At 63.4% G+C, this 21,021-nt stretch carries 23 protein-coding genes; 3 read left to right on the top strand and 20 right to left on the bottom strand.

What is annotated here, in order from left to right:
• The first annotated feature begins 64 nt into the window (after nt 1–64).
• Complete coding sequence (locus QCE64_RS05855) at nt 65–622, top strand: hypothetical protein (RefSeq protein WP_310003050.1); 558 nt, start codon at nt 65–67, stop codon at nt 620–622.
• Between the two features lie 9 nt (nt 623–631).
• Nucleotides 632–1,129, top strand: coding sequence for a hypothetical protein (locus QCE64_RS05850; protein WP_310003048.1), 498 nt, complete (start codon nt 632–634; stop codon nt 1,127–1,129).
• Nucleotides 1,130–1,324: 195 nt separating this feature from the next.
• Here the strand turns inward: QCE64_RS05850 and ltaE are convergent, their stop codons facing one another.
• The 20 genes from ltaE to QCE64_RS05750 all read right to left on the bottom strand — a co-directional run bounded on the left by ltaE (nt 1,325) and on the right by QCE64_RS05750 (nt 19,533).
• Nucleotides 1,325–2,329, bottom strand: coding sequence for a low-specificity L-threonine aldolase (gene ltaE, locus QCE64_RS05845; RefSeq protein ID WP_310003046.1), 1,005 nt, complete (start codon nt 2,327–2,329; stop codon nt 1,325–1,327).
• Nucleotides 2,330–2,434: 105 nt separating this feature from the next.
• On the bottom strand, nt 2,435–2,938 hold the full coding sequence (locus QCE64_RS05840) for an ureidoglycolate lyase (RefSeq protein WP_309915582.1): 504 nt from the start codon (nt 2,936–2,938) through the stop codon (nt 2,435–2,437).
• The gene (gene alc, locus QCE64_RS05835; RefSeq protein WP_309915578.1) at nt 2,935–3,948 is read right to left on the bottom strand and encodes an allantoicase; all 1,014 of its coding nucleotides are present in this window, start codon (nt 3,946–3,948) and stop codon (nt 2,935–2,937) included. Before alc ends, QCE64_RS05840 begins: the two co-directional genes overlap by 4 nt.
• Before the next feature lie 40 nt (nt 3,949–3,988).
• Nucleotides 3,989–4,510: a 2-oxo-4-hydroxy-4-carboxy-5-ureidoimidazoline decarboxylase gene (uraD, locus tag QCE64_RS05830; RefSeq protein ID WP_310003044.1), complete on the bottom strand. Its 522-nt coding sequence runs from the start codon at nt 4,508–4,510 to the stop codon at nt 3,989–3,991.
• Entirely contained in the window at nt 4,507–5,457 is a 951-nt protein-coding gene (gene puuE / locus QCE64_RS05825; RefSeq protein WP_309808114.1) for an allantoinase PuuE, read from the bottom strand. The genes uraD and puuE overlap by 4 nt, the downstream gene beginning before the upstream one ends.
• A gap of 146 nt (nt 5,458–5,603) precedes the next feature.
• Nucleotides 5,604–6,338: an aspartate/glutamate racemase family protein gene (locus tag QCE64_RS05820; RefSeq protein ID WP_309808113.1), complete on the bottom strand. Its 735-nt coding sequence runs from the start codon at nt 6,336–6,338 to the stop codon at nt 5,604–5,606.
• A 66-nt stretch (nt 6,339–6,404) separates the two neighbouring features.
• Nucleotides 6,405–7,898, bottom strand: coding sequence for an NCS1 family nucleobase:cation symporter-1 (locus QCE64_RS05815; protein WP_309929897.1), 1,494 nt, complete (start codon nt 7,896–7,898; stop codon nt 6,405–6,407).
• Nucleotides 7,899–8,222: 324 nt separating this feature from the next.
• Nucleotides 8,223–8,978, bottom strand: coding sequence for a GntR family transcriptional regulator (locus QCE64_RS05810; protein ID WP_309915565.1), 756 nt, complete (start codon nt 8,976–8,978; stop codon nt 8,223–8,225).
• A 303-nt stretch (nt 8,979–9,281) separates the two neighbouring features.
• Nucleotides 9,282–10,202: a muramoyltetrapeptide carboxypeptidase gene (ldcA, locus tag QCE64_RS05805; RefSeq protein WP_309915562.1), complete on the bottom strand. Its 921-nt coding sequence runs from the start codon at nt 10,200–10,202 to the stop codon at nt 9,282–9,284.
• Nucleotides 10,199–10,825 (bottom strand): tRNA adenosine(34) deaminase TadA, encoded by a 627-nt coding sequence (gene tadA, locus QCE64_RS05800; protein WP_404987298.1) that lies wholly within the window; start codon nt 10,823–10,825, stop codon nt 10,199–10,201. The genes ldcA and tadA overlap by 4 nt, the downstream gene beginning before the upstream one ends.
• Complete coding sequence (locus tag QCE64_RS05795) at nt 10,822–11,214, bottom strand: DUF1992 domain-containing protein (RefSeq protein ID WP_309919663.1); 393 nt, start codon at nt 11,212–11,214, stop codon at nt 10,822–10,824. Before QCE64_RS05795 ends, tadA begins: the two co-directional genes overlap by 4 nt.
• A 281-nt stretch (nt 11,215–11,495) precedes the next feature.
• The gene (locus QCE64_RS05790) at nt 11,496–12,254 is read right to left on the bottom strand and encodes an ABC transporter ATP-binding protein (RefSeq protein ID WP_310003042.1); all 759 of its coding nucleotides are present in this window, start codon (nt 12,252–12,254) and stop codon (nt 11,496–11,498) included.
• Complete coding sequence (locus tag QCE64_RS05785) at nt 12,251–13,123, bottom strand: ABC transporter ATP-binding protein (RefSeq protein ID WP_309915557.1); 873 nt, start codon at nt 13,121–13,123, stop codon at nt 12,251–12,253. Before QCE64_RS05785 ends, QCE64_RS05790 begins: the two co-directional genes overlap by 4 nt.
• Nucleotide 13,124: 1 nt before the next feature.
• Nucleotides 13,125–14,036 carry a nickel transporter permease gene (nikC, locus tag QCE64_RS05780; protein WP_309931571.1) on the bottom strand — a complete coding sequence of 304 codons (912 nt, stop codon included), beginning with the start codon at nt 14,034–14,036 and terminating at the stop codon, nt 13,125–13,127.
• 45 nt (nt 14,037–14,081) lie between these two features.
• Nucleotides 14,082–15,149 (bottom strand): ABC transporter permease, encoded by a 1,068-nt coding sequence (locus tag QCE64_RS05775; protein ID WP_309919660.1) that lies wholly within the window; start codon nt 15,147–15,149, stop codon nt 14,082–14,084.
• An 8-nt stretch (nt 15,150–15,157) separates the two neighbouring features.
• Nucleotides 15,158–16,750, bottom strand: a complete 1,593-nt coding sequence (locus QCE64_RS05770; RefSeq protein WP_310003040.1) for an ABC transporter substrate-binding protein — start codon at nt 16,748–16,750, stop codon at nt 15,158–15,160.
• Between the two features lie 35 nt (nt 16,751–16,785).
• Nucleotides 16,786–17,349, bottom strand: a complete 564-nt coding sequence (gene ddpX, locus QCE64_RS05765; RefSeq protein WP_310003038.1) for a D-alanyl-D-alanine dipeptidase — start codon at nt 17,347–17,349, stop codon at nt 16,786–16,788.
• Between the two features lie 111 nt (nt 17,350–17,460).
• A complete protein-coding gene (gene thpR / locus QCE64_RS05760; RefSeq protein WP_310003036.1) occupies nt 17,461–18,009 on the bottom strand; it encodes an RNA 2',3'-cyclic phosphodiesterase in 549 nt (182 codons plus the stop codon).
• A gap of 200 nt (nt 18,010–18,209) precedes the next feature.
• Entirely contained in the window at nt 18,210–19,076 is an 867-nt protein-coding gene (locus QCE64_RS05755) for a hypothetical protein (RefSeq protein ID WP_310003034.1), read from the bottom strand.
• Nucleotides 19,000–19,533: a hypothetical protein gene (locus QCE64_RS05750; RefSeq protein WP_309915540.1), complete on the bottom strand. Its 534-nt coding sequence runs from the start codon at nt 19,531–19,533 to the stop codon at nt 19,000–19,002. Before QCE64_RS05750 ends, QCE64_RS05755 begins: the two co-directional genes overlap by 77 nt.
• A 355-nt stretch (nt 19,534–19,888) precedes the next feature.
• On the opposite strand from QCE64_RS05750, the gene QCE64_RS05745 reads away from it, so the two are divergent.
• Nucleotides 19,889–20,668 (top strand): alpha/beta hydrolase, encoded by a 780-nt coding sequence (locus QCE64_RS05745; RefSeq protein ID WP_310003032.1) that lies wholly within the window; start codon nt 19,889–19,891, stop codon nt 20,666–20,668.
• Nucleotides 20,669–21,021 lie beyond the last annotated feature (353 nt).

Below are 21,021 nucleotides of genomic sequence, written 5' to 3'. Positions count from 1 at the left end.
TCCAGCGTCCGTACAGTATGACCATACTGAGCCGTCGTACCACTGGGATGATAAGCATAAACCAGTGACACCTGACATTTTCGAATTGCGTCCGCCCGGTGTCCCACAACGGGCGAAACCAATCTACGACGAATATCTGAACGCCGTCATTGGGTATCAGGATGAGATTGCGGGCGTTTCCCGGATTTACTCGCTCGGCGGGATCTTGCATTTAACGGAAAAATCACTGGAAACACCGTTGCTCGATCCACTCGACATTATCTTGATGGTCGGAGGGTATTGGCGCGCAGGAATGCAAAGTTTTACTCGCTCGGGACTTCGGGGTATAGGGGCGGCTGTCGGCGAACATACCTTATCCGGATTGCGATCGCGCTATCTTGCGATGGCGCAGGCACCGATAAAGTTTGCGGCTCAACCGCTGACGCACATGAGAAACCCCCATCGATTCGTGCCCGTGCATATCCTGCGACTCGCAATAATGTTTGGAAAGCGTGGCCCGGATCCGAGAAACATGAAAGGGTTATCCATGTATGAACAAGCCATCAAGATTAACGGGAATGCGTATGTGCTCGAAGTGCTGGTACGCGAGAAAGACTATACTATTTCTTCATTTTCTCTATAAGCAGATCAAATGAACCTGATGATCAAGGTAGAGCCGGCACCGCACGAACCTCCTTTGGTCAAAAGCTACTGGGATGTTAACGCCTGTTCATTGATGTGCGAGATTACTTATGGTGATGGCGAACCTACGACAGACACCGGGACGCTAAGTCAGGCGCTCGACTGCCAGTTCAGTATCCATCCCCGTGGCTACGTTCTCACAGGCAGTTCGTTCTCAATGGCGCTCGATTCAAGAAAGCGAGTGATTGACTGGGATATTCTGGCGAATCCGGCGCAATGGATTGATTGCACCTTCCCGTATGTCGAGGCGCCACTGTCCGTACTCACCTTCTCGACGGATGTCGATTCAAACAATCGCGCGGGAGGAATTGAAGAGCCGAGGATCTACTACGAACGCACAAACGGCACGCTCTATCTGTCCTGGTTCACTGCGGCCTCCTGGTACGCAATCAATGAAAAGCTTGCGTTTGGAGCAACGGAAGACGGTTATTGGCGCAGATCCGGCTGAACGAGTTTTTTATCGACAGTCGTTGAATTCGACTTCGCATATCCGAAGGGAATCGAATTCCGGGATGAGTGAAGCATCTATCGGATGCTCCCTGCTCCTGCTGACCGCTGGTTGAATCGGCCCTTTCCTCCGAGCCGATTCAACCAGGCAGACGATTTCATCGAGCCCGCCTCTCCGATACGCAATCGAAACACCTCACCGCGCAAAATACCCCTTGACCGCCTGAATCACCGTATCGATGTCGTCCCGCGACACATCCCGATGCGTCACGAACCGCGACGCATACAGCATCTGCATCAGAATGCCCCGCTCCTTCAGATACGCCTCCAGCGAAGCGCAATGCGTTTCAGGAATCTGCGCAAACACCATGTTCGTCGCTTGCGACAGCACCTTGATCGGTTCGATCTGCGCAAGCCCCGCGGCGAGACGCTCGGCGTTCTCGTGATCCCGCGCGAGCCCTTCGACATGATGGTCCAGCGCATGCAGACAAGCAGCCGCGAGCAGTCCCGCTTGCCGCATCCCGCCGCCCAGCACCTTGCGCCAGCGGCCCGCCACGTCCAGCAACGCACGCGGCCCCACCAGCACCGAGCCGACCGGCGCACCCAGCCCCTTCGAAAAACAGATCGACACGCTGTCGAACGGCGCGCAGATGTCCGCAATCGGCCTGCCCGACGCCACCGCCGCATTGAATGCGCGCGCGCCGTCCAGATGCGCCGACAGCCCGCGAGCGCGTGCAAGACGCGTCGCCTCGTCGACATACGACGCCGGCAGCACCTTCCCGCCGATGGTGTTCTCGAGCGCGAGCAGCTTCGTGCGCGCGAAGTGATTGTCGATAGGCTTGATGGCCGCCGCGATCTTCTCGAGCGGCAGCGAGCCGTCCGCTGCGTTCTCGATGGGCTGCGGCTGGATGCTGCCCAGCACCGCGGCGCCGCCGCCTTCGTACTTGTAGGTATGCGCCGCCTGCCCGACGATGTACTCGTCGCCGCGCGCGCAATGCGCCATCAGTGCCGCGAGATTGCTTTGCGTGCCGCTCGGAAAGAACAGTCCGGCTTCCTTGCCGGTGCGTTCGGCGAGCGTCGCCTGGAGCTTGAGGACGGTGGGATCGTCGCCCCAGACGTCGTCGCCGACTTCGGCCGCCGACATCGCGGCGAGCATCGCCTGACTGGGACGGGTAACGGTATCGCTGCGCAGATCGATCATCGTGTGTGGGTCGTCGGGGAAATGAGCCGCCTATCTTAACGCCCCAAAACAAAAAGGACCGGCTCGACTGCAACCGGTCCTTGCCTGTCCGCCCGACGATGCGTCTCAGCGCATGGCTTCTTCAGTCAGCCACAACGACTCTCTCAGGTCCTGCTCGTTGAGGTTATGCCCTTCGCCGCCGCCACGATCGACGACGATGTAATCGCTCACCTTGTCCAGCGCGAGCAACGGATGATGCCATACGCCCTTCGCGTAGTTGACGCCCTGCCAGCCGCGCGTGACGAAAGCGCGAATCTTCGTTTCGTCGAGATCGCCCGCGGGCGCGACGACCACCAGAGTCGGCCGGTCATCCAGCGGAATGAACGCCTGGCTGCCGAACGGATGCCGTTCCAGCATCGTGCATTCGAACGGCAGCGCGCGCGGCTGCCCGCGAAAGAGATTGACGATCGCGTGACCGCCGCCGTCCGTCACATCGACACGGCACAGATCGTGGAAACGGATCGTCGTACCCAGGTTGATCGGGATCTGCTTCGCGCCATCGAGCTCGATGACATCGCCGAACGGCTCGAATGCAGCGCGCGTCAACGGTTCGATGACGAGTTTCTTCATGATGCCAGGGTTCCGAAAAGACGCAGGCGCGACACGCCGCCATCAGGGAAGATGTTGAAGCGCACGTGCGTCACCGGACCGAGCGCTTCGAGCTCGGATTCGAAGAAATGCTGCTTGTCCATCTGCAGCTTCTGTTCGCCGAGCAGGACCGGCCAGAACATCGCCTGCGTGACGAGCGAGCTGTCCGTGCCGCCTTTCACATACGCCGCCTGGAGCGAGCAGCGGTCGGGATAGTTGCCCTTGAAGTGCGCGGTATCCACTTCCACCTTCTTGATGACGCCCGGTTGCGCCAGCGCGACGATGCACCAGTCGTTGCCCGGTTCGCGTCGGCGGCGCGTTTCCCAGCCGTCGCCCATGTTGACGCCGCGGCCCGGCATCAGCAGCGTCGACGCCAAGCCAAAGTGCTGGTTGTTGGTGCCGACCAGATAGGCGCCGTTTTCCATCGCGCCGAGATCGACCAGCGTATTGCGGTCCGCACGGCTCCAGTCGAGCTGCGGCTGGCCATAGACGCGCAGCCGCGCAATGCCGCCGTCCGGATAGATGTTCACGCGCAAATGCGTGAACGGCTGCTCCGTCTTCACGTCCAGATAGTGATGGTTGTTGCCCTGCAAGGTCGTGGACGGCACGATCTCGGTCCACTGCGTCGACTGGTTCGGCGCGCCTTCGATCACATGCGCACCCTCGATCGACGCCGCCGGCGGGAAGTTGCCGGTGAAGTGGCTCGTATCGAGATCGATGCCCTTGATGACGCCCGGCCGCGCCAGCTTGACGATGCACCAGTCATAGCCGGTCGAACGCTTGCGGCGGGTTTCCCAGCCGTCCATCCACTTGCCGTGATCGTCGAACTTGCCGGGAATGAACACGGCCGGCTCGGGATTCAGCATGCGCTCCTTCGGCGCGAAGAAATCGTCGCTCGCCTCGAGTGCCTGCGCGCCCAGACGCGGATCCGCCAGGTTCACATGGCGGCGCGTGAATTCGGGTGCGTTGGGATCGAGTGTCGGAATAGCCATTTATCAAGTCCTTATCGTGGAGCGTGGCGGTGAAGGCGGATCAAGCCTGGATCAGGTCGTTCAGCCTGAAACGGGCGATCCGGTAGATCTGGTCGAGGCTCGTGCGCAGCTCTTCGGCGCGATCGTGATGCACGCGCTGCTCGAAGTTCGCGATGATGCCGTGCCGGTCATAGCCGCGCACCGCGAGGATGAACGGAAAGCCGAACTTCTCGCGATAGCGCGTATTGAGTGATTGCAGCCGGTCGAATTCTTCCTGCGTGCACAGGTCGAGGCCCGCGCCGCTTTGCTCGCGCGTCGACTCGGCGGTCAGTTCGCCGCGCACCGCCGCCTTGCCCGCGAGTTCCGGGTGGGCGTTGATCAGCGCGAGCTGCTTATCTTCGCCCGCCGTCTCGACGATGCGCGACATCGCCGCATGCAGCGTGTCGATGTCCTTGAAGGGACGCTGCCGCGCCGCCGCTTCCGGCACCCACGGCGAATGTTCGAAGATGCCGGCGAGCACCGTCACGAAGGTGTCGGCGGGCATGGAATTGAGTTGGTCGAGTGAGTAGTGCATCGCCTTCATGCCGCCGTCCCGTTGCTGGATTGATCGAAAGGATGGTGCTCGCGCCAGTGCCGCGCGATGTCCACGCGCCGCGTGACCCACACGCGGTCGTGCTGCTCGATGTGATCGAGGAATTTCTGCAGGCCGCGGAAGCGGCCCGGACGGCCCAGCAAACGGCAATGCATGCCGATCGAGAGCATCTTCGGCGCTTCGTCGCCCTCGGCGTACAGCACGTCGAACGCGTCCTTCAGATAGGTGAAGAAGTGATCGCCGGTATTGAAGCCTTGCGGCGTCGCGAAGCGCATGTCATTGGTGTCGAGCGTGTACGGCAGGATCAGATGCGGTTTCTTCTCGCCGCCTGTCACCTCCACTTCGGTCCAGAACGGCAGGTCGTCGCCGTAGTTGTCCGAGTCATAGAGGAAGCCGCCGTACTCCGCCACCAGCCGGTGCGTGTTGGGACTGTCGCGGCCGGTGTACCAGCCGAGCGGCCGCACGCCGGTCACGCGTTCGATCGCTTCCATGCCGAGGCGCATGTGTTCCGCTTCGCGCTCCGCCGACATATCCTGATAGTGAATCCAGCGATAGCCATGGCACGCGATCTCATGTCCCAGTTCGACGAACGCCTTCGCCAGTTCCGGATGACGTTCGATGGCCATGCCCACGCCGAAAATGGTGAGCGGCAAACCGCGCTTCTCGAACTCGCGCAGGATGCGCCACACACCTGCGCGCGAGCCGTATTCGTAGATCGACTCCATGCTCATGTGACGCGACGGATACGACGCCGCGCCGACGATCTCCGACAGGAACTGTTCCGAGCCCGGATCGCCGTGCAGCACGCAGTTCTCGCCGCCTTCCTCGTAATTGAGCACGAATTGCACGGCAATGCGTGCATTCCCCGGCCAGTTGGCCTGGACCGGGTGGCGGCCGTAGCCGATCAGGTCGCGTGGATAGTTCGGATCGTGTGACATGGCTGGGCGTTCGCAGTCTGGCGTTGAAAAAGCGGGATTGTTGACGATTCAGTGTAGCCAAAAGACCCGGACGCGCCCATACATCAGGGCAGATAATCCGGGTCACGCCAGCGGTATGTGGAACCCGCCGGCGCGCCGTTGCAGGCTCAGCGCGGACTGAAATCGGCCAGCACGCCGTCGTAGCGCTTCGCCAGCGGCCGCGCGTAGTCGCCGCGCTTGGCGGTATGGAGTTTCAGCGCGACGAGCGCCTCGGTCCATTTCACGGCCGCCGTGACGCCTTCCACGACCGGCGCGCCCACCGCGTCCTCCACTTCGCGGCAGAACTCCGCCATGCCCGCGCAGCCGAGCACGATGGCGTCCGAGCCGTCCTCGTCGAGCGCGCGCCGGCATTCGTCGATGATCGTTTGCCGCGCCGACGAACCCGGCTCGTCCAGTTCGAGCACGGCGACGTCGGTGGCGCGAACGTTCTTGCAGAAGCGCGACATGCCGTAGCGCTCGGCCAGATGCCACGCCATGCCGACCGTACGCTGCAAGGTCGTCACCACCGAGAAGCCCGGCGCGATCACGCTCGCCGCATGCATCGCGGCCTCCGCGATGCCGATCACCGGTCCGCGCGCCAGTTCGCGCGCCGCGTACAGGGCGGGATCGCCGAAACAGGCGATCACATAGCCGTCGAAACCCTGCTTCTCTCCCGCCTCGATCTCGGCCAGCAGGCCGAGCGAGGCCACCGCTTCGTCGTAATAGCCTTCGATCGACGGCGGGCCCATCGTCGGGCTTACCGCCACGATCTCCGTGCCGGGCGCGGCCACTTGCCGGGCGCAGTGGCCCATCGCGTCGGTCATGCGCTGCGTCGTGTTGGGGTTGATCAGTTTGATGCGCATTGCGGTTCTCCACGTACTGCTTCGAAAAGGCTCTCAGGTTCTTGTTGGTCTTGTCGGTCCACGGCATCAGACCGGATGCTTGCGGTCCGCGAGGAAGTAATAGAACAGCGCGCCCAGGCCCGCGCCGATGAACCACGAGAAGTTCGCAGCGCCTTCGAGCGACGGCAGCATCACGCACAGGATCGCGATCACGGCGGCCGGCAGCAGCGCCATCACCGCACGGCGGTTCACGCCCTTCGTGTACCAGTAGCGGCCTTGCTCAGAGACGGTGTAGAGATCGTCGACGGCGAGCTTGCCGCGCTTGACCATGTAGAAGTCGAGGATCAGCACGCCGTACAGCGGTCCGATGAAGCTGCCCAGGATATCCAGCGTGTAATGGATCACGGCCGGGTTGTTGAACAGGTTCCACGGCGTGATGAAGATCGACGCGGTCGCGGCGAGCATGCCGCCCATGCGCCAGCTGATGAGCTTCGGCGCGACATTCGAGAAGTCGAAGGCCGGCGACACGAAGTTCGCGACGATGTTGATGCCGATGGTCGCGATCGTGAAGGTCAGCGCGCCGAGGATCACGGCGGTCGGATGATCGATGCGGCCGACGGTTTCGACCGGATCGGTAATCAGCTGGCCGAACACCGGCAAGGTGGCCGCGGTGGTGATGACCGTGACCAGCGAGAACGCCAGGAAGTTGACGGGCAATCCCCAGAAGTTGCCGCGCTTGACGCTGCGGAAGCTCTTGCCGTAGCGCGAGAAGTCGCCGAAGTTGAGCATCGGACCGGAGAAGTACGACACGACCAGCGAGATCGCGGTGATCATCACCGGGATCACCTCCATGCCGTGATACTTCACGCCGCCGAGGTTCAGGCCGATGTTCCTGATGCCCGCGCGCCACACCATGTAGCCGGCGAGCATGAACATGACCACGTAGACGGCGGGACCGGCGAAGTCGATGAACTTCTTGATCATCTCCATGCCGCGCCAGAACACGACGGCCTGCAGCACCCACAGCAGCATGAAGCCCGCCCAGCCGAGCGCGGAGAGCCCGACGAAGCCGTACTTGTGGACATCGGCATAGGGCATCAGCGAAGGCACGAACTTCAGCACCACGATCACCAGTGCGCTCGAGGCGAGATAGGTCTGGATGCCGTACCACGCCACCGCGATGAGGCCGCGGATCACGGCCGGAATGTTCGCGCCGAGCACGCCGAAGGTGGCGCGGCACGCGACCGGATACGGCACGCCCGCAACCTGGCTCGGTTTCGCGATCAGGTTGCAGAGCACATTGACGAAGCCGATGCCGATCAACAGAGACACCAGCACTTGCCAGCTCGTCAAGCCGAGCGCGAACAGACTGCCGGCGAACACGTAGCCGCCGACGCTGTGCACGTCGGACATCCAGAAGGCAAAGATGTTGTAGGCGCCCCAGGTCTGGTTCTTGAGCGGGGCGAGGTCTTCGTTGTAGAGGCGGTCGCTGTAACCGGCGGGCATGCCCGGATCGTGTCCGGGGGCCTGCTCTTCGTATTGCGGCAGGGCTGAGCTGCCTGATGCACTGAACTGGGCCATGACGTCTCCTTCATTGGCTGCTTGCGTGATGAATGACTGCAGATTCCCGAAAGACCCTTGCGGGCCGGATACCTTCGCTGTCGTCCTTTCCTGTCCGGCGCAGCGCGATACTCTTTGGATTTGCGTTTGCGCCGCCGGGCGTGAAGCCGAGAGCGCTTCAGGCATGTGCCTTGGCGCCCGCCCGGCGGCGGTTGTTCATCTGCCGCTCATGTGCTGCTCATGTGAGCGTGCGGTTCAATGCAACGCGCATTGCGTTTTCGACGCATGCGACTTGCCGCGCGCCCGGTATATGACGGGGCGCGGTGTGACTGAATCGTGTGGTTACTACGTGTCGGACGGCGTGTCGCGTCCGGCGGGCCTTGCGAATACTTCCCTCAGATCGACCGCGCCGCGCGCCGGCCGCTCCAGCATCTTCAGTTCGACATCGCGCAGATGGCGGGCCATCAATTCGGCGGCCTCGGGTGCGCGACCTGCGTCGAGCGCGGCGAGGATGGCTTCGTGATCCTCGAACGAACACGAACTCTTGCCGAGTGACTCGTACAGCGCCGAGATCAGCGTCGAGCGCGCGACCAGACCGGCGAGACAGTCGCACAGCACCGTGTTGCCGGTGAGCGCCGCGAGCTCCGTATGGAACTCGCCGGAGAGCCGGATCCATGACGAAAAATCGTGGCTTTCGAAGGCGCGGCGTTCCCGTCCGATCGTCGCGCTGATCGACTTGAGGCGGCGCGTGCCATGCCCCTGCGCGATCCGTTCGACGACCGCCAGCTCGATGATGCGGCGCATCTCGAACACTTCATGCACTTCCTGCAGCGACGGACTCGCGACGAAGGCGCCGCGGTTCGGCTCCAGATCGACGAGCCGTTCGTTCGCCAGTTGCGCCAGCGCCTGACGTACCGTGCCGCGCTTCACCGCGAAGACTTCGCATAGTTGCGCCTCGGTCAGCTTGGCGCCTGGCGCCAGACGATGTTCGAGGATCGCGTCGCGGATGTTCTCGGCGATCGACTCGGCATTCGCCGCGCCCGGGTTGCCGGGGGCGCTCGATAAGGCATTCAGTGCGGCAGTGGACTGGGCGTCGGACATGATGTGCTCGCTTGCATGTTGACCATCTTAGAAGCGACATAATGATTGTCAACAATCAATTTCAATTAATTGCTGCGAATCGACTGTTTTCAGCAGCTCATGCACGCTGAGACGCCGTAAATAAGGGCCTCTCAGCCCATTACTTCCGTTTTTGTCAGCATTGCACGCACGTTTTTGTCGACAATCGTTCGCGGCCAATGGCGGTACCTGATACGGCGTGCAAAGCAAAATTCGGCGGTTAGTTGCCCGTGGAGACGAAAAAAAAAGCGCCTTGCGGCGCCTTTTGCGGTTCCGCATTGAGCCTCAACTCAGGTGCGGATAGTCGGACAGCTTCAGCATGAATCCGCGCGGCTCGGCGACGAGATGCGCCGTCGCACCGAAAGGCAGCGTCAGCAAGTTCTCGACGTGCCCGAATTGCAGGCCCGTGATCACCGGAACGCCCGTCACGGTGCGCACCTGCTCGATCATGGCGTCGAGGGAATAGCCGTTATCGTAGTCCGAGAGCCGTCCACCGGAGAACTCGCCCATCACGATCGCCTGCTGCCGCCCGAGAACGCCCGCCTGATGCAGCTGATAGATCATCCGCTCGATACGGAACGGATGCTCGTTGACGTCTTCGATGAACAGAATCCCGCCTTCGACCGGCGGCAGATACGGCGTACCCACCAGCGACGCCAGAATCGCCAGATTGCCACCCCACAGCATGCCGGTGGCATCGACCGACTCACGCTGCGGCACGTTGCTCCGCACCGTGAACTCCGCGTGCGAGATCGCGTTCCAGAAGTGCTGCATCGTGAAGGCGCTCAGGTTCTCGGCGCCGAAATCGCCTGCGAACATCGGCCCGCCGAAACTCTTCACGCCCGCATGCGCGTAGAGCGCGCACTGGATCGCCGTGAAATCGCTGTGACCGACGATCGCCACCGGCTGATCCGCCAGACGGCGCAGGCCCAGATAATCGAGCCCGTGCAGAAGACGCGTCGCGCCGTAGCCGCCGCGCACCGCCAGCACGATATCGGGCAGCGGACGCCCAGGATCGGCGAGACGGTTCAGATCCGCCGCGCGCTCCGCATCCGTGCCGCCGAAACGCTGGAAGCGCCGGCGCGTCGCCTCGGCGTTCTCCAGCCGATGCCCTTCCCTGCGCAAACGCGTGAGTCCGCGCTCCACTGCGGCGGGATCGCCCGGATAACCGGAGGGCGCAACGAGGTCGATGGTGCGTGTTTTCACGGTGTTGTCGTTGGATTCGTGATCGTTGCGGAAGAAGAAACGCCCGCGCCCGACGCAGCCGCGGCTTCCCGCGCGCGACGTGCATCGCGTTCTTCCCGGGCCAGGCGCCTGCGTTCGGCAAAGAAATTCTTCAGCGCGTGGCCGCACTCGTCGGCAAGCACGCCGCCCGTCACCGACGTGTGGTGATTGAGCTGCCCGTTCGCGAACACGTCGATTACGCTGCCGCAGGCACCCGTTTTCGGATCGGTGGCGCCGTAGACGACGCGTGCGATGCGTGCATGCATGATCGCACCCGAGCACATCAAACAGGGCTCGAGCGTCACATAGAGTTCGCAGCCCGGCAACCGGTAATTTTCGAGCTTCTGTGCAGCGGCGCGCAGCGCGACCATTTCGGCGTGTGCGGACGGATCGTGCGCGTGGATCGGATGGTTGAAACCGGTGGCGATGACTTCATCGCCCAGCACGATGACGGCGCCCACCGGCACCTCGCCCGCGCGGCGGGCTTCGTCGGCGGCGCGCTGCGCGAGCGCCATGAAACGGCGGTCGCGTTCGCTGGGGAAATCCGCAACAGAAAGCGCTGCGGGCAAGTCGCCCGGAGGCGGCGCGTCGGAAGTGACGGTCACTTCGGCGGTTGCGCCGCGCGGGACAGCGCGCGCTCCGAGAGCCGTTCGGCGATACGCCGGCGATATTCGTGCGGCACGCAACCGCCGCCACGCAACGATTCGAGGGCCATGTCGAGGGCGAGCATCCTGGCTTGCAGCTGGCAGCGGGCGGCGGGATCCGTCACCCGGTCGAACTCCTCCTGGAGGCCGCGCAGGGCCCGGAGTTGCTCGACGGCAGGCGGGACAAAGCCCGCATTCTTGAGAATTCGATTGGCGACGCGCACTTCCTCGGGTACGAGGACGTCGTCTGCGAACTGGAGCGGAGCGCCCGCGCCCGGCAAGTCGTTGAACTCGCCACGTGCGGCGGCTTCATTGATCCGCTGTTCGACCAAAGCATCTAGCAATTTCATCGGGGATTTCGACCGGTTGGCGCCCGTCTGGGGCGGGCACGGTCTGTCACGATTTGCGTTGGTTAGCCTGAAGTCGGAGGGCAGCCGGAAGACCCAATTCGTGTGGTGTTCGGCACGTCTCGACAATCCAGTGCCTATTCTATCAGCGGGCGCGGAGCGGTTTTCGTCTGATGAAGCGCGCTCTGTGGGTTAGCACCGTATACAGGGCTTACTGACATCGATATGCGTCCTTTGCGCAACATGCGTTTGACCGCGCGCTGCCGGATATGCTTGTACGACGACTACGTCCGTGGCGCCCCATGCGGACGACGCGTATAGCCTTCGGTGGCGGCGAGCAGGCGCCGCGTGTACTCGTGTTCGACGCGGCGCGCGCGCACCGCGTCCACGCTCACCTGCTCGACGATCTCGCCATTGCGCATCACGGCAATCCGGCTGCACAGGAAGCCGATGACCGACAGGTTGTGGCTGACGAGGACCATCGTAAGCTTGCGTTCCCGATGCAGCCGCCGCAGCAGATTCAGGATTTCGGCCTGGACGGACACGTCGAGCGCGGACGTGGGTTCATCGAGCAGCAGCACGCGCGGCCCGACGATCAGCGCACGCGCGATCGACAGCCGCTGCCGCTGGCCGCCCGACAACTGATGCGGATAGCGAAACCTGAAGGCCGGCCCGAGCCCGACTTCGCCCAGCGCGGCGAGGATGCGCGCGTCCGGGTCGCCAATGCCGTGAATGGCGAGCGGCTCGCGCAAGGTCTTGTCGACGGTGAAGCGCGGATGCAGTGCGCCGTACGGGTCCTGGAACACCATCTGCACATCGCGGCGCGCGCGGCGCGGCGTCGTCTCGCCGCCGATGCGCATCGTCCCGCCTGCGAGCGGCACGAGACCGGCGAGGCCGCGCAGGAGCGTCGACTTGCCGCTGCCCGATTCCCCGACGAGCCCGAACACCTCGCCCTCCTCCACTTGCAAGGACACGTCGCGCACGGCATCGACGTGACCGGTGCGGGTGCTGAAGCGGATCAGCGCGCGCTCGATTTCGATCATCGCGCGACTCCCGCGTCGAACGTCTCCGCGAGCCAGGCGGGATCGCGACGCAAGGTCGGCAGTTCGTCGGGGGGATGATCGAGCGGCGGATGCGCGGCGAGCAGACCTTGCGTATAGGGATGCGTGGCGTGCCGCAGATCGCGCGCCGCACAGGTCTCGACGATGCGACCGCCGTACATCACCGCGACGCGGTCGCAGAACGACATCACCAGCGGCAGATCGTGACTGATGAACACGAGCCCGGTGTCGTGGCGTTCGATCATCTCGTCGAGCACGGCCAGCACCTGCATCGACACGAGGACGTCGAGTGCGCTCGTGGGCTCGTCGGCGATCAGGAGTCGCGGCCCCGCGCTCACCATCATCGCGATCATCACGCGCTGCCCCATGCCGCCCGACAGCTCGTGTGGATAGGCATCGGCCACGCGCTGCGGATCGCGGATATGCACCGCTTCCAGCGCCGCGACGATGCGCTCGCGCAGCTGTCGCCGGCTCTCGCCGGGCGTCTGCCGGACGAAGGTCTCGCGCATCTGCTGCGCGACCGTCATCACCGGATTCAGCGAGTACTTCGGGTCCTGCAGGATCATGCTCATGCGCGTGCCGCACAACCGGCGCCGTTCCTTCGGCCGCATCGCCAGCAGATCCTGCCCTTCGAAGCGCAGCGCGTCGGCGGACCAGCGCGCCTCGGGCGGCAGCAAGCCGAGCAGCGCGCGCCCGGTCAGCGACTTGCCCGAGCCCGATTCCCCGACGATGCCGAGCCGTTCGCCGCGTTGCACCGTCAGCGAGACGCCGCGCACGGCAGGCGTGAGCGTGCCGTCGGTGGCGGTGAAGGCCACCTTCAGGCCGTCGATCCGTGCCAGCGGCTCATCCATGTCAGCCTCCATGACGGGGATCGAAGACGTCGCGCAGACCATCGCCGAGCAGGTTGAAGGCGAGGCTCACCGCGAGGATCGCGAGGCCGGGAATGGTCGCGACCCACCAGGCGTCCAGCAGCACGTTGCGGCCGGCGGCGACCATGTAGCCCCATTCCGGGCTCGGCGGCTGCGCGCCCAGCCCGAGAAAGCCCAGCCCCGCGACGGCGAGAATGATGCCGGCCATGTCGAGCGTGGCGCGCACGATGACCGACGACGAACACATCGGCACGATATAACGCAGCACGATGCGCAGATGCGAGGCCCCTTGCAGGCGCGCCGCGTGGATATAGTCCGACTGCGCGAGCCGCAGCGACTCGGCGCGCGCGAGCCGCGCATACGGCGGCCACGCGGTGATCGAGAGCGCGATGACCGCATTCAGCACGCCCGGCCCCAGCGCCGCGGCGAAGGCCAGCGCCAGCACGATCTTCGGAAACGCGAGCGCAACGTCGGTGACGCGCATCAGCACCGTATCGACGATGCCGCCGCAATACCCCGCCACCGTGCCGATCAGCAAGCCCACCGGCACGACGAGCACGACCACCAGCAGCGCGATCGCCAGCGTCAGGCGCGAGCCGTACACGAGCCGCGAGAGGATGTCGCGGCCGAGCTGATCGGTGCCGAACCAGTGCGCCGCGCCCGGCGGCGTCAGGCGTTCGGCGAGCACTTGCGCCAACGGATCGCGCGTGACGGCGAGCGGCCCGAACGCGGCCATCAGCACGAGCACCAGCAGGATCGCGAGGCCGAGCATGCTGAGTGGATTCGACGCGAAACTCCGCCAGCGCCGGTACGCGCGCCCGAGCGACGCCTGACGCGCGGACGCGGGCGTGTCGGTGAGCAGCCAGGCGCGTAAGCTTCCACGTTCGCGTGTCATCGGCGTGCGTTCCGCGGGCGATTGCATCGGCGTGTGGGCTCCATGTCAGCGCGCGCGGGGATCGAAGACGCGGTACAGCGCATCGGTCAGCAGATTGAGCGCAATGAAGGTCGCGCCGATCACGAGCGTGCTGCCGAGCACGGCGTTCATGTCGGCGTTGAGCAGCGCGCCCGTCAGATAAGAGCCGATGCCGGGCCACGCGAACACGATCTCCGTCAGCACTGAACCTTCGAGCAAGTAGCTGTAGGCGAGCGCGATCACCGTCAGCAGCGGCACCGCGATATTGCCGAACGCGTGACGCCAGATCACGCGGCGCTCGGGCAGGCCCTTGGCGCGCGCCGTCGTCACGTATTCCTGGCTCAGTTGTTCGAGCATGAACGAGCGCGTCATGCGCGACAGATACGCGATGGAATAGAACGCCAGCACGCCCGCCGGCAGCGCGATGTGCGAGAACGCGTTTTTGAAGACATCCCACTCGCCGGCGAGCAGCGCATCGATCAGCAGGCTGCCGGTGCGGGTATCGACCATGCCGTCGTAGAGCGGATCGATGCGGCCCGGACCCGACACCCAATGCAGCCGTGCGTAGAACAGCAGCAGGCCCATCAGCGCAAGCCAGAACACCGGCACCGAACTGCCCGCAAGCCCGATCACGCGCGCGACATGATCCACGATCCGGTTGTGCCGCACTGCTGCCACAACGCCGAGCGGCACGCCGATCGCCACGCCGATGAAGGTCGACAGCGTCGCCAGTTCGAGGGTGGCGGGAAACACGCGCTTGATGTCATCGATGACGGGATTCGCTGTCAGCAGCGAGATGCCGAGATGACCATGCAGCACATCGCGCGCGTAGATCAGGAATTGCTCGACGAGCGGCTTGTCGAGGCCGAGTTGCAGCCGCGCGGCGGCATAGGCGGTGGCGGACGCGCGGTCGCCGAGAATGGCCAGCACGGGGTCGATCGGAATCTTGCGGCCAATGAAGAACGTGATCGCCAGCAGCCCGGTGAAGGTGATGGCGAGCATCGCGAACCAGCGCAGCAGCGCCCACGCGAAGCGCACGCCGCCGCGCCGCGCGCCGGCGGCGCGCACGCGCTCGAAGAAGCTCACCGTGCGCACGGCGTCGCTCACTGCTTCCTGAGATTGCGATAGGACACGAGATCGTTGATCGGCCCGACTTCGAGGCCGGTCACGCCCGGACGCGCCGCCACCTGCGACACCTTCTGGAACATGATCACGAACGGCGACTTCGCCAGCACCTCGCGCTGCATCTTCTCGTACAGCTGCGCACGCTTCTTCGTGTCGCTCTCGGCGAGCGCGGCATCGGTTTCCTTCGTCAGTTGCGGGATGTCCCACGCGTTGCGCCACGCGAGCATCTTGTAGCTCGATGCGTCCGAGTTGTCCGGGTTCCACACGAAGCCCTGGGCGTTGCTGTGCGGATCGATATAGTCCGCCGACCACTCGCCGATGTAGATGTCATGCGCCCGCGCGCGATAGCGCCCGAGCGTCTGCTTGTTGTCGCTCGGCACGAGCTGCACCTTGATGTTCGCGAGCGCGAGATTGGCCTGCACCGCCTGCGCGATCTCGCTGTAAGGATAGTCGTTGCGCACGTCCATCTTCACGGTGAAACCGTTCGGGAGCCCGGCCTTCGCGAGCAGCGCCTTGGCCTTCGCGACATCCTGGTGATACGGGTTTTCGTTCAAGGCGCCGAGAAAGCCTTCAGGCAGGAAGGTTTCATGCACCTTGTAGGTGGTGCGGATCACGTTCTTCTGGATGCCCTGATAATCGATCAGCCACTTCATGGCTTCCCAGACTTCGGGCTTCGCGAGATTCGGGTTCTTGTTGTTGAGCCCGAGGTACATCAGCGTGGCCTGCGGCACGGCCGTCGCCTTGATGACGCCGGACTTCGACAGCGTGTCGAGGTCGTCGGGCGAGAGATCGCGCGCCACGTCGATGTCGGCGTTCTGGATCATCAGCCGCTGGCTCGCGGCCTCGGTCACGTGGCGCAGCACGATGCGCTTCATCGCGAGCGGCACGCGATAGCCTTCGAAACGCTGCAACACGATGCTGTCGTTCGCCGTCCACTTGACGAGCTTGTAGGCGCCCGAGCCGGCTTCGTTGGTCTTGAGCCACTCATTGCCGTAGTCATTGCCCTTCGCGTGCGTTTCGAGCAGCTTGCGATCCACTACCGACGCCGGCCACGAACCGAGCACGTTCAGCACGAAGGTCGGGGCGTAGCGGCGGTCGGTCGTCACGGAGACCGTGGTGTCGTCCAGCTTCTTCACGTTCTGCAGCGCGTTCGCCTTCGTGAGCCCGATGCCCGCGAGCACGGCCGCCGCGCCCTTGTCGAGCAGCGCGGTGCGCTGGATCGACCAGGCGACGTCGGCGGCGGTGAGCGGATTGCCGGAATGGAACTTGAGGCCCGGACGCAGCTTGAAGGTGAAGGTCAGGCCGTCGGGGCTCACGGTCCAGGACTCGGCGACATCGCCATTGAATTTCGACGGATCCTTCAGGTCCACGCGCACCAGCCGGTCATACGTGTTCGCGACGTATTCCTCCGGCACCAGTTCGTAGATCTCGCCGGGATCGAGCGACGTGAATTCGTCGAGCAAGGTCGCCATGACGAACATGTCCTTCGGCGTGGCCGCGCCCGCCGGCTGCGTGCCGAAACCTGCCGTCAGCGCAGCCGCGAACGCGAGCGCCGTCAATGCCTTCTTCATCGGGTGTCGTCCTGTGGATCTTTTGAATGCCGCCATCACATAAGCCGCAGCGGGCCGCTGTCTTCGTTGTCGATCACCTCGAGTTCGCGCGAGCCCGGCAGTTCGTAATGCCACCACTCGCTCTTGATGTGCGTGAAGCCCGCGCCATGCATCACGCCCAGCAGCAAGGTGCGGTTGCGCTGCACGTGCTCCGGCAGGACCGCGTGGAAGTGTTCGGACGCGGGCACCATCGCGTCGAATCCGGTGCCCATGTCGAGTTCCTGGCCGTCGCGATCGACGAGCGTCAGGTCCAGCGCCGTGCCGCGACTGTGGTTCGAGCCGCGTCCGAGTTCGGCGATGAAGGTCGGATCGGGCAGGAAGTCCCACAGCACCTTCTGGGCTTGCGGCGGACGGTAGGCGTCGAAGATCCTGAGCGTCATGCCGATGCTGCGCGCAATCCCGACGGCCTTGCGCAACGCGGCTTCTGCGGGTTCCAGCAGCAGGCAGTGCTGGGCCTTGTAGATGGGCTTGCCGGTGAGGTTGCGATCGGTCGCGTAGACCAGATCGATCTGGACATGATGCGTATCGGGCGTGACGTGCAGCAGACGGGAACGAGTCATGTATTCGAGATCCGGGCGGAGCGCTGTTGCGTGCAGCTTGGGTATCGATACCCGAACCTTAACCCGTCAGAAAAATCTTCGAAAGCCTTTCCGTGCGATGGTTTTGCCGGATCAGCCTTCGAGCGGCCAGCGCGCGAGGACTTCGTGGCGCGACTGGCCGAGCAGGCTGCGCACCAGCGCGAATTCGCCAGCGCGCCAGCCGACCGGCGCGACCGCATGGGGCGGCACGCGCTGTTCGTCGTAGAGCAGCGTCACATGCGGCACGAATCGCGGATGAGGCTTGACGGCGATGCCCGCGTCAGCGAGCGCGGCGTGGAGAGTGCGTTCGAGAGCGTGAAACGATGGGCTTGCATCGCCTGCAAGCACCAGCGGACGCTTCGCGCGACGGCCCGGGAAGCTTTCGATCCAGGCGAGTTCGATTTCGGCGGGCGGCAGCGCGATGCTTGAAGCAGCGGCATGCGTCCGGGCAATCAGCTCGTCTGGAAGGCCCGCGAACGCGCCGAGATAATGCAGCGTGACGTGGAGCCGCTCGGGCGGTATCGCCCTCGCCTTCAGGCCGTACTGCGTGCGGAGTTGCGCGGACAGGTCGGTAAGACGCGCGGCCGCGGCTTCGTCCGGGAACAAGGCGAAGAACAGCGAGTCGGTGGCAGGCGCGCTCACGTCGGGCCGCGCGATGCGATCAGGGGCCGAAACAGGAGAGTTCGAAGCATGTCGGCGGGTTCCTCAGGGGCGGTTGCGGATCGCGCGGTCGTCCGCCCCATGAGATTAACGCCGTTCCGGGCGCGCGCCGAAGAATCCAGACGGGCTGATGCCCGCGCCGCCGGAGTCCGTTCCCTCGTCCGTTTGCCTGAACACGCTCACTACGGAGGAATCGAAATCGTAGACAAATTCGGTTCGCCCGCGGTCGATCGTGGCAATCTCGCGTGGAAACAGCCCGGTCGGGAGCGTCTGAACCAGCCAGGCGTGCGGCGCCGAGATATCAAAGACCGAAAGGTCCACCGGGTTGAGGGGCGGAGCCACCCCGCTCGTCGCGCTCGTCGGGCTCGTGTCCAGCGATTCGTGTTCGTCACCATCAGATAGGGACGCACCGGATCCAGGTACAGCCCGACCGGCAACAGGCCATTGCTGCCCACGCTCTGCAACAACGCATGGTCAGGATCGACGGCGAGTCTGGCGCGATCGAATTGCAGGAGTTCATTGCTTTCCCGCGCCGTGATCCACACGGAGGATCCGTCCTGAGTTGCCTCGGCCCGAACCGGCGAACAGGCCGCAGCGACAGAGGTCACGACAGCATTGCTGATGACGTTCGGCGCACTGCCTGACGTCGCGGCACCTTGGATGGCCTTTGCCACATCGATGACATTGAGCGCGCCATTCGAACCTGTCGCTTGAGGACTGTCCTTGAAGCATTGCGTGCTGATGAGCGATGCATTGTTGGTACCCGATAGCGTTTCGTTTTCGGTGGCGTTCACGTACTCGGCGGGCACGAAGGCTCGCTTGCCGCTCGGGGAAAAGGACACGCCCGCCAGCCCACTGCCGACAATCGGTATGAAGCCCACCTGCGTGCCTGTGGTTCGCCCGTCGCGCTGCTTGTCGAGCGCGATGATCCCGATGTTGCCTTTATCGGACGTGGGCGTCAGCTTGCCCCATTCATTGGCGATAAACGCATATTTGCCGTCCGGCGTGGGATGTCCCGAAGGTGCCGGGGTTGGCGATCGTGCCGCCATTGCTTTGGTTGACGAACGAAGGCTTCGCCGTGCCGGCCAGCGCGTCGCGGATGTCCACCGGCGCCACGCTGCCCTGGTTAATTGCAACGACCAAGTTCGTCTTGTCCGGCTTGATGCTCATGCCTTCCGCCCAGCCGCCGACCTTCAGCATGACCATGCCCATTTGTTGGTACGTGTTGTTGACCTTCCCGAAGATCAGCACTTCGGCGACCGGCGTGCCGCTTTGATTCGTAACGGTCGTGGCCACGAACACGGCGCCTTCGTTGAACGCCACGATGCCGTTGGGGTTGACGCCGGCGCCCAGCGTGGTTTGCGCAAGAAAGTTCGGAACCGAGCCAGAACGAGACGCCGCCGCCTCGCAGGAAACCGAGAAGCCGAGAAGAACGGCAAGATTCGCGACGCGGGCGCTGGTTGCTGCCGATCGAAATCTGTAAGGCATGAAAGACCTGTAAGACATGTTGCGCTCCACCCAAACATCCGAGTTCAGGTCCTGATGCTATTCGCGGTCCTTTGTGAAAAAAGTGTCGCGCTGCGACAGTAGTGTTCGGTTTTTTAGAACGAGAGTGGACAGTGGCGTTCGAGCGCGACGCCCCCTCGCTTCAGGATTCTGGTCAGGTGGAGTTTTTCTTGCGTCAAAGCAGCGACAGCGCCCTCACCCCGCACGACATAAGGTTGGAATCGTCACAATTGAATGCACGGCTTTTGCGGATGTCGAGTCGATTTAATATGGGACTGGACATTCCCTGTCGATCGAAGAATGCGCCTTCATCACCCGGGCCATTCTGCTGCTTGCATTGCTCTCAAGGATGACAATGAACACCTTCGTTGCAGACGAATCAGAAGATATTCTCCGTTTCTTCGATCTTTATCCGGACTCGCATATGGAACAGCCGCTGCTTTTCATTCACGGTTTAGGCTGTGCGTCGAGCAGCGATTACCCGCCAGTGATTGCTTCGAAGGGTTATTCCAGACAGCGATCGCTTTTGTTGGATCTGATGGGATCGGGCTTCAGCGACAAGCCCGACTCGGGAAAGTATTCCTCGGAAGCGCAGGCGGCATTGCTGTCGAAATTCATCGACGCTCAGACGTTCTCCGGCGTCGATCTCTTCGGCCACAGCGCCGGGGCATTCGTTGCGCTGAAACTGGCGCAGGCGTTGTCGGATCGAAGCGGCACGCTCATTCTGTGCGAGCCCGGACTCAACGAATATGGCGTGTCCATGCTGTCTGAAATCACCGCGATGAGTGAAGACGAATTCGTCGAGCAAGGCTTTGCGGCGTTTCTCGCGGAATTGGAAGCGCAAGGAACGAACGATGCGTGGCTCGGGCCGTTTTCAGTCGCGTCGCCGCATGCGATCCATCAGTGGGCACAGTCAGCGCTGGATGACAACGCGAGCGACTGGATCGGCGATCTCGCGCGGCTGGAATGCGAGAAAGGCATCATTTTGTCGGCTTCGGCGACCAGCGAGGATATCGGGAAGTTCGAACAGGCCGGGTGTGTCGTGCAATGCGTGCCGGATACCGCGCATATGATCGCTTACGATAATCCGGAAGGGTTGGCGGAGGCGATCAGTGACATGCTTCGGATGCGGTGATGGCAGGCGCGTGATGCGGCTGCGCTCGTGTTCAGGCGTCAATCGGGCCGAAGCCTTCGTCATCAGCGCCATCTCCAGCAATTCCTGTTGATACACATAATGGGCTTGTACATTCTTGATCAGGATCACGCCGATCGACGCACCGCATATCAACGCGATACTCCAGAGAATCGCGGTGCTCGTGACATTGTCTGCTGTAAAGCCGCGCAGGAACGTATGTTGGAGCCACGTCAGTCCGCCTGCATCCTTAATGTTTGAGCTTCCCCTGAAATTTCGCCTTCCAGCAGGTCGCGTATAAACTCGACCCAAAGAAAGGAAAGCATAGATGTTCAAGGTACCGCACCAGGTGTACA

This window comes from Caballeronia sp. LZ043 (genome assembly GCF_031451075.1).
Classification (GTDB): domain Bacteria; phylum Pseudomonadota; class Gammaproteobacteria; order Burkholderiales; family Burkholderiaceae; genus Caballeronia.
The sequence above is the reverse complement of the archived record's forward strand: the minus strand, read 5'-3'. Positions and strand labels throughout refer to the sequence as shown.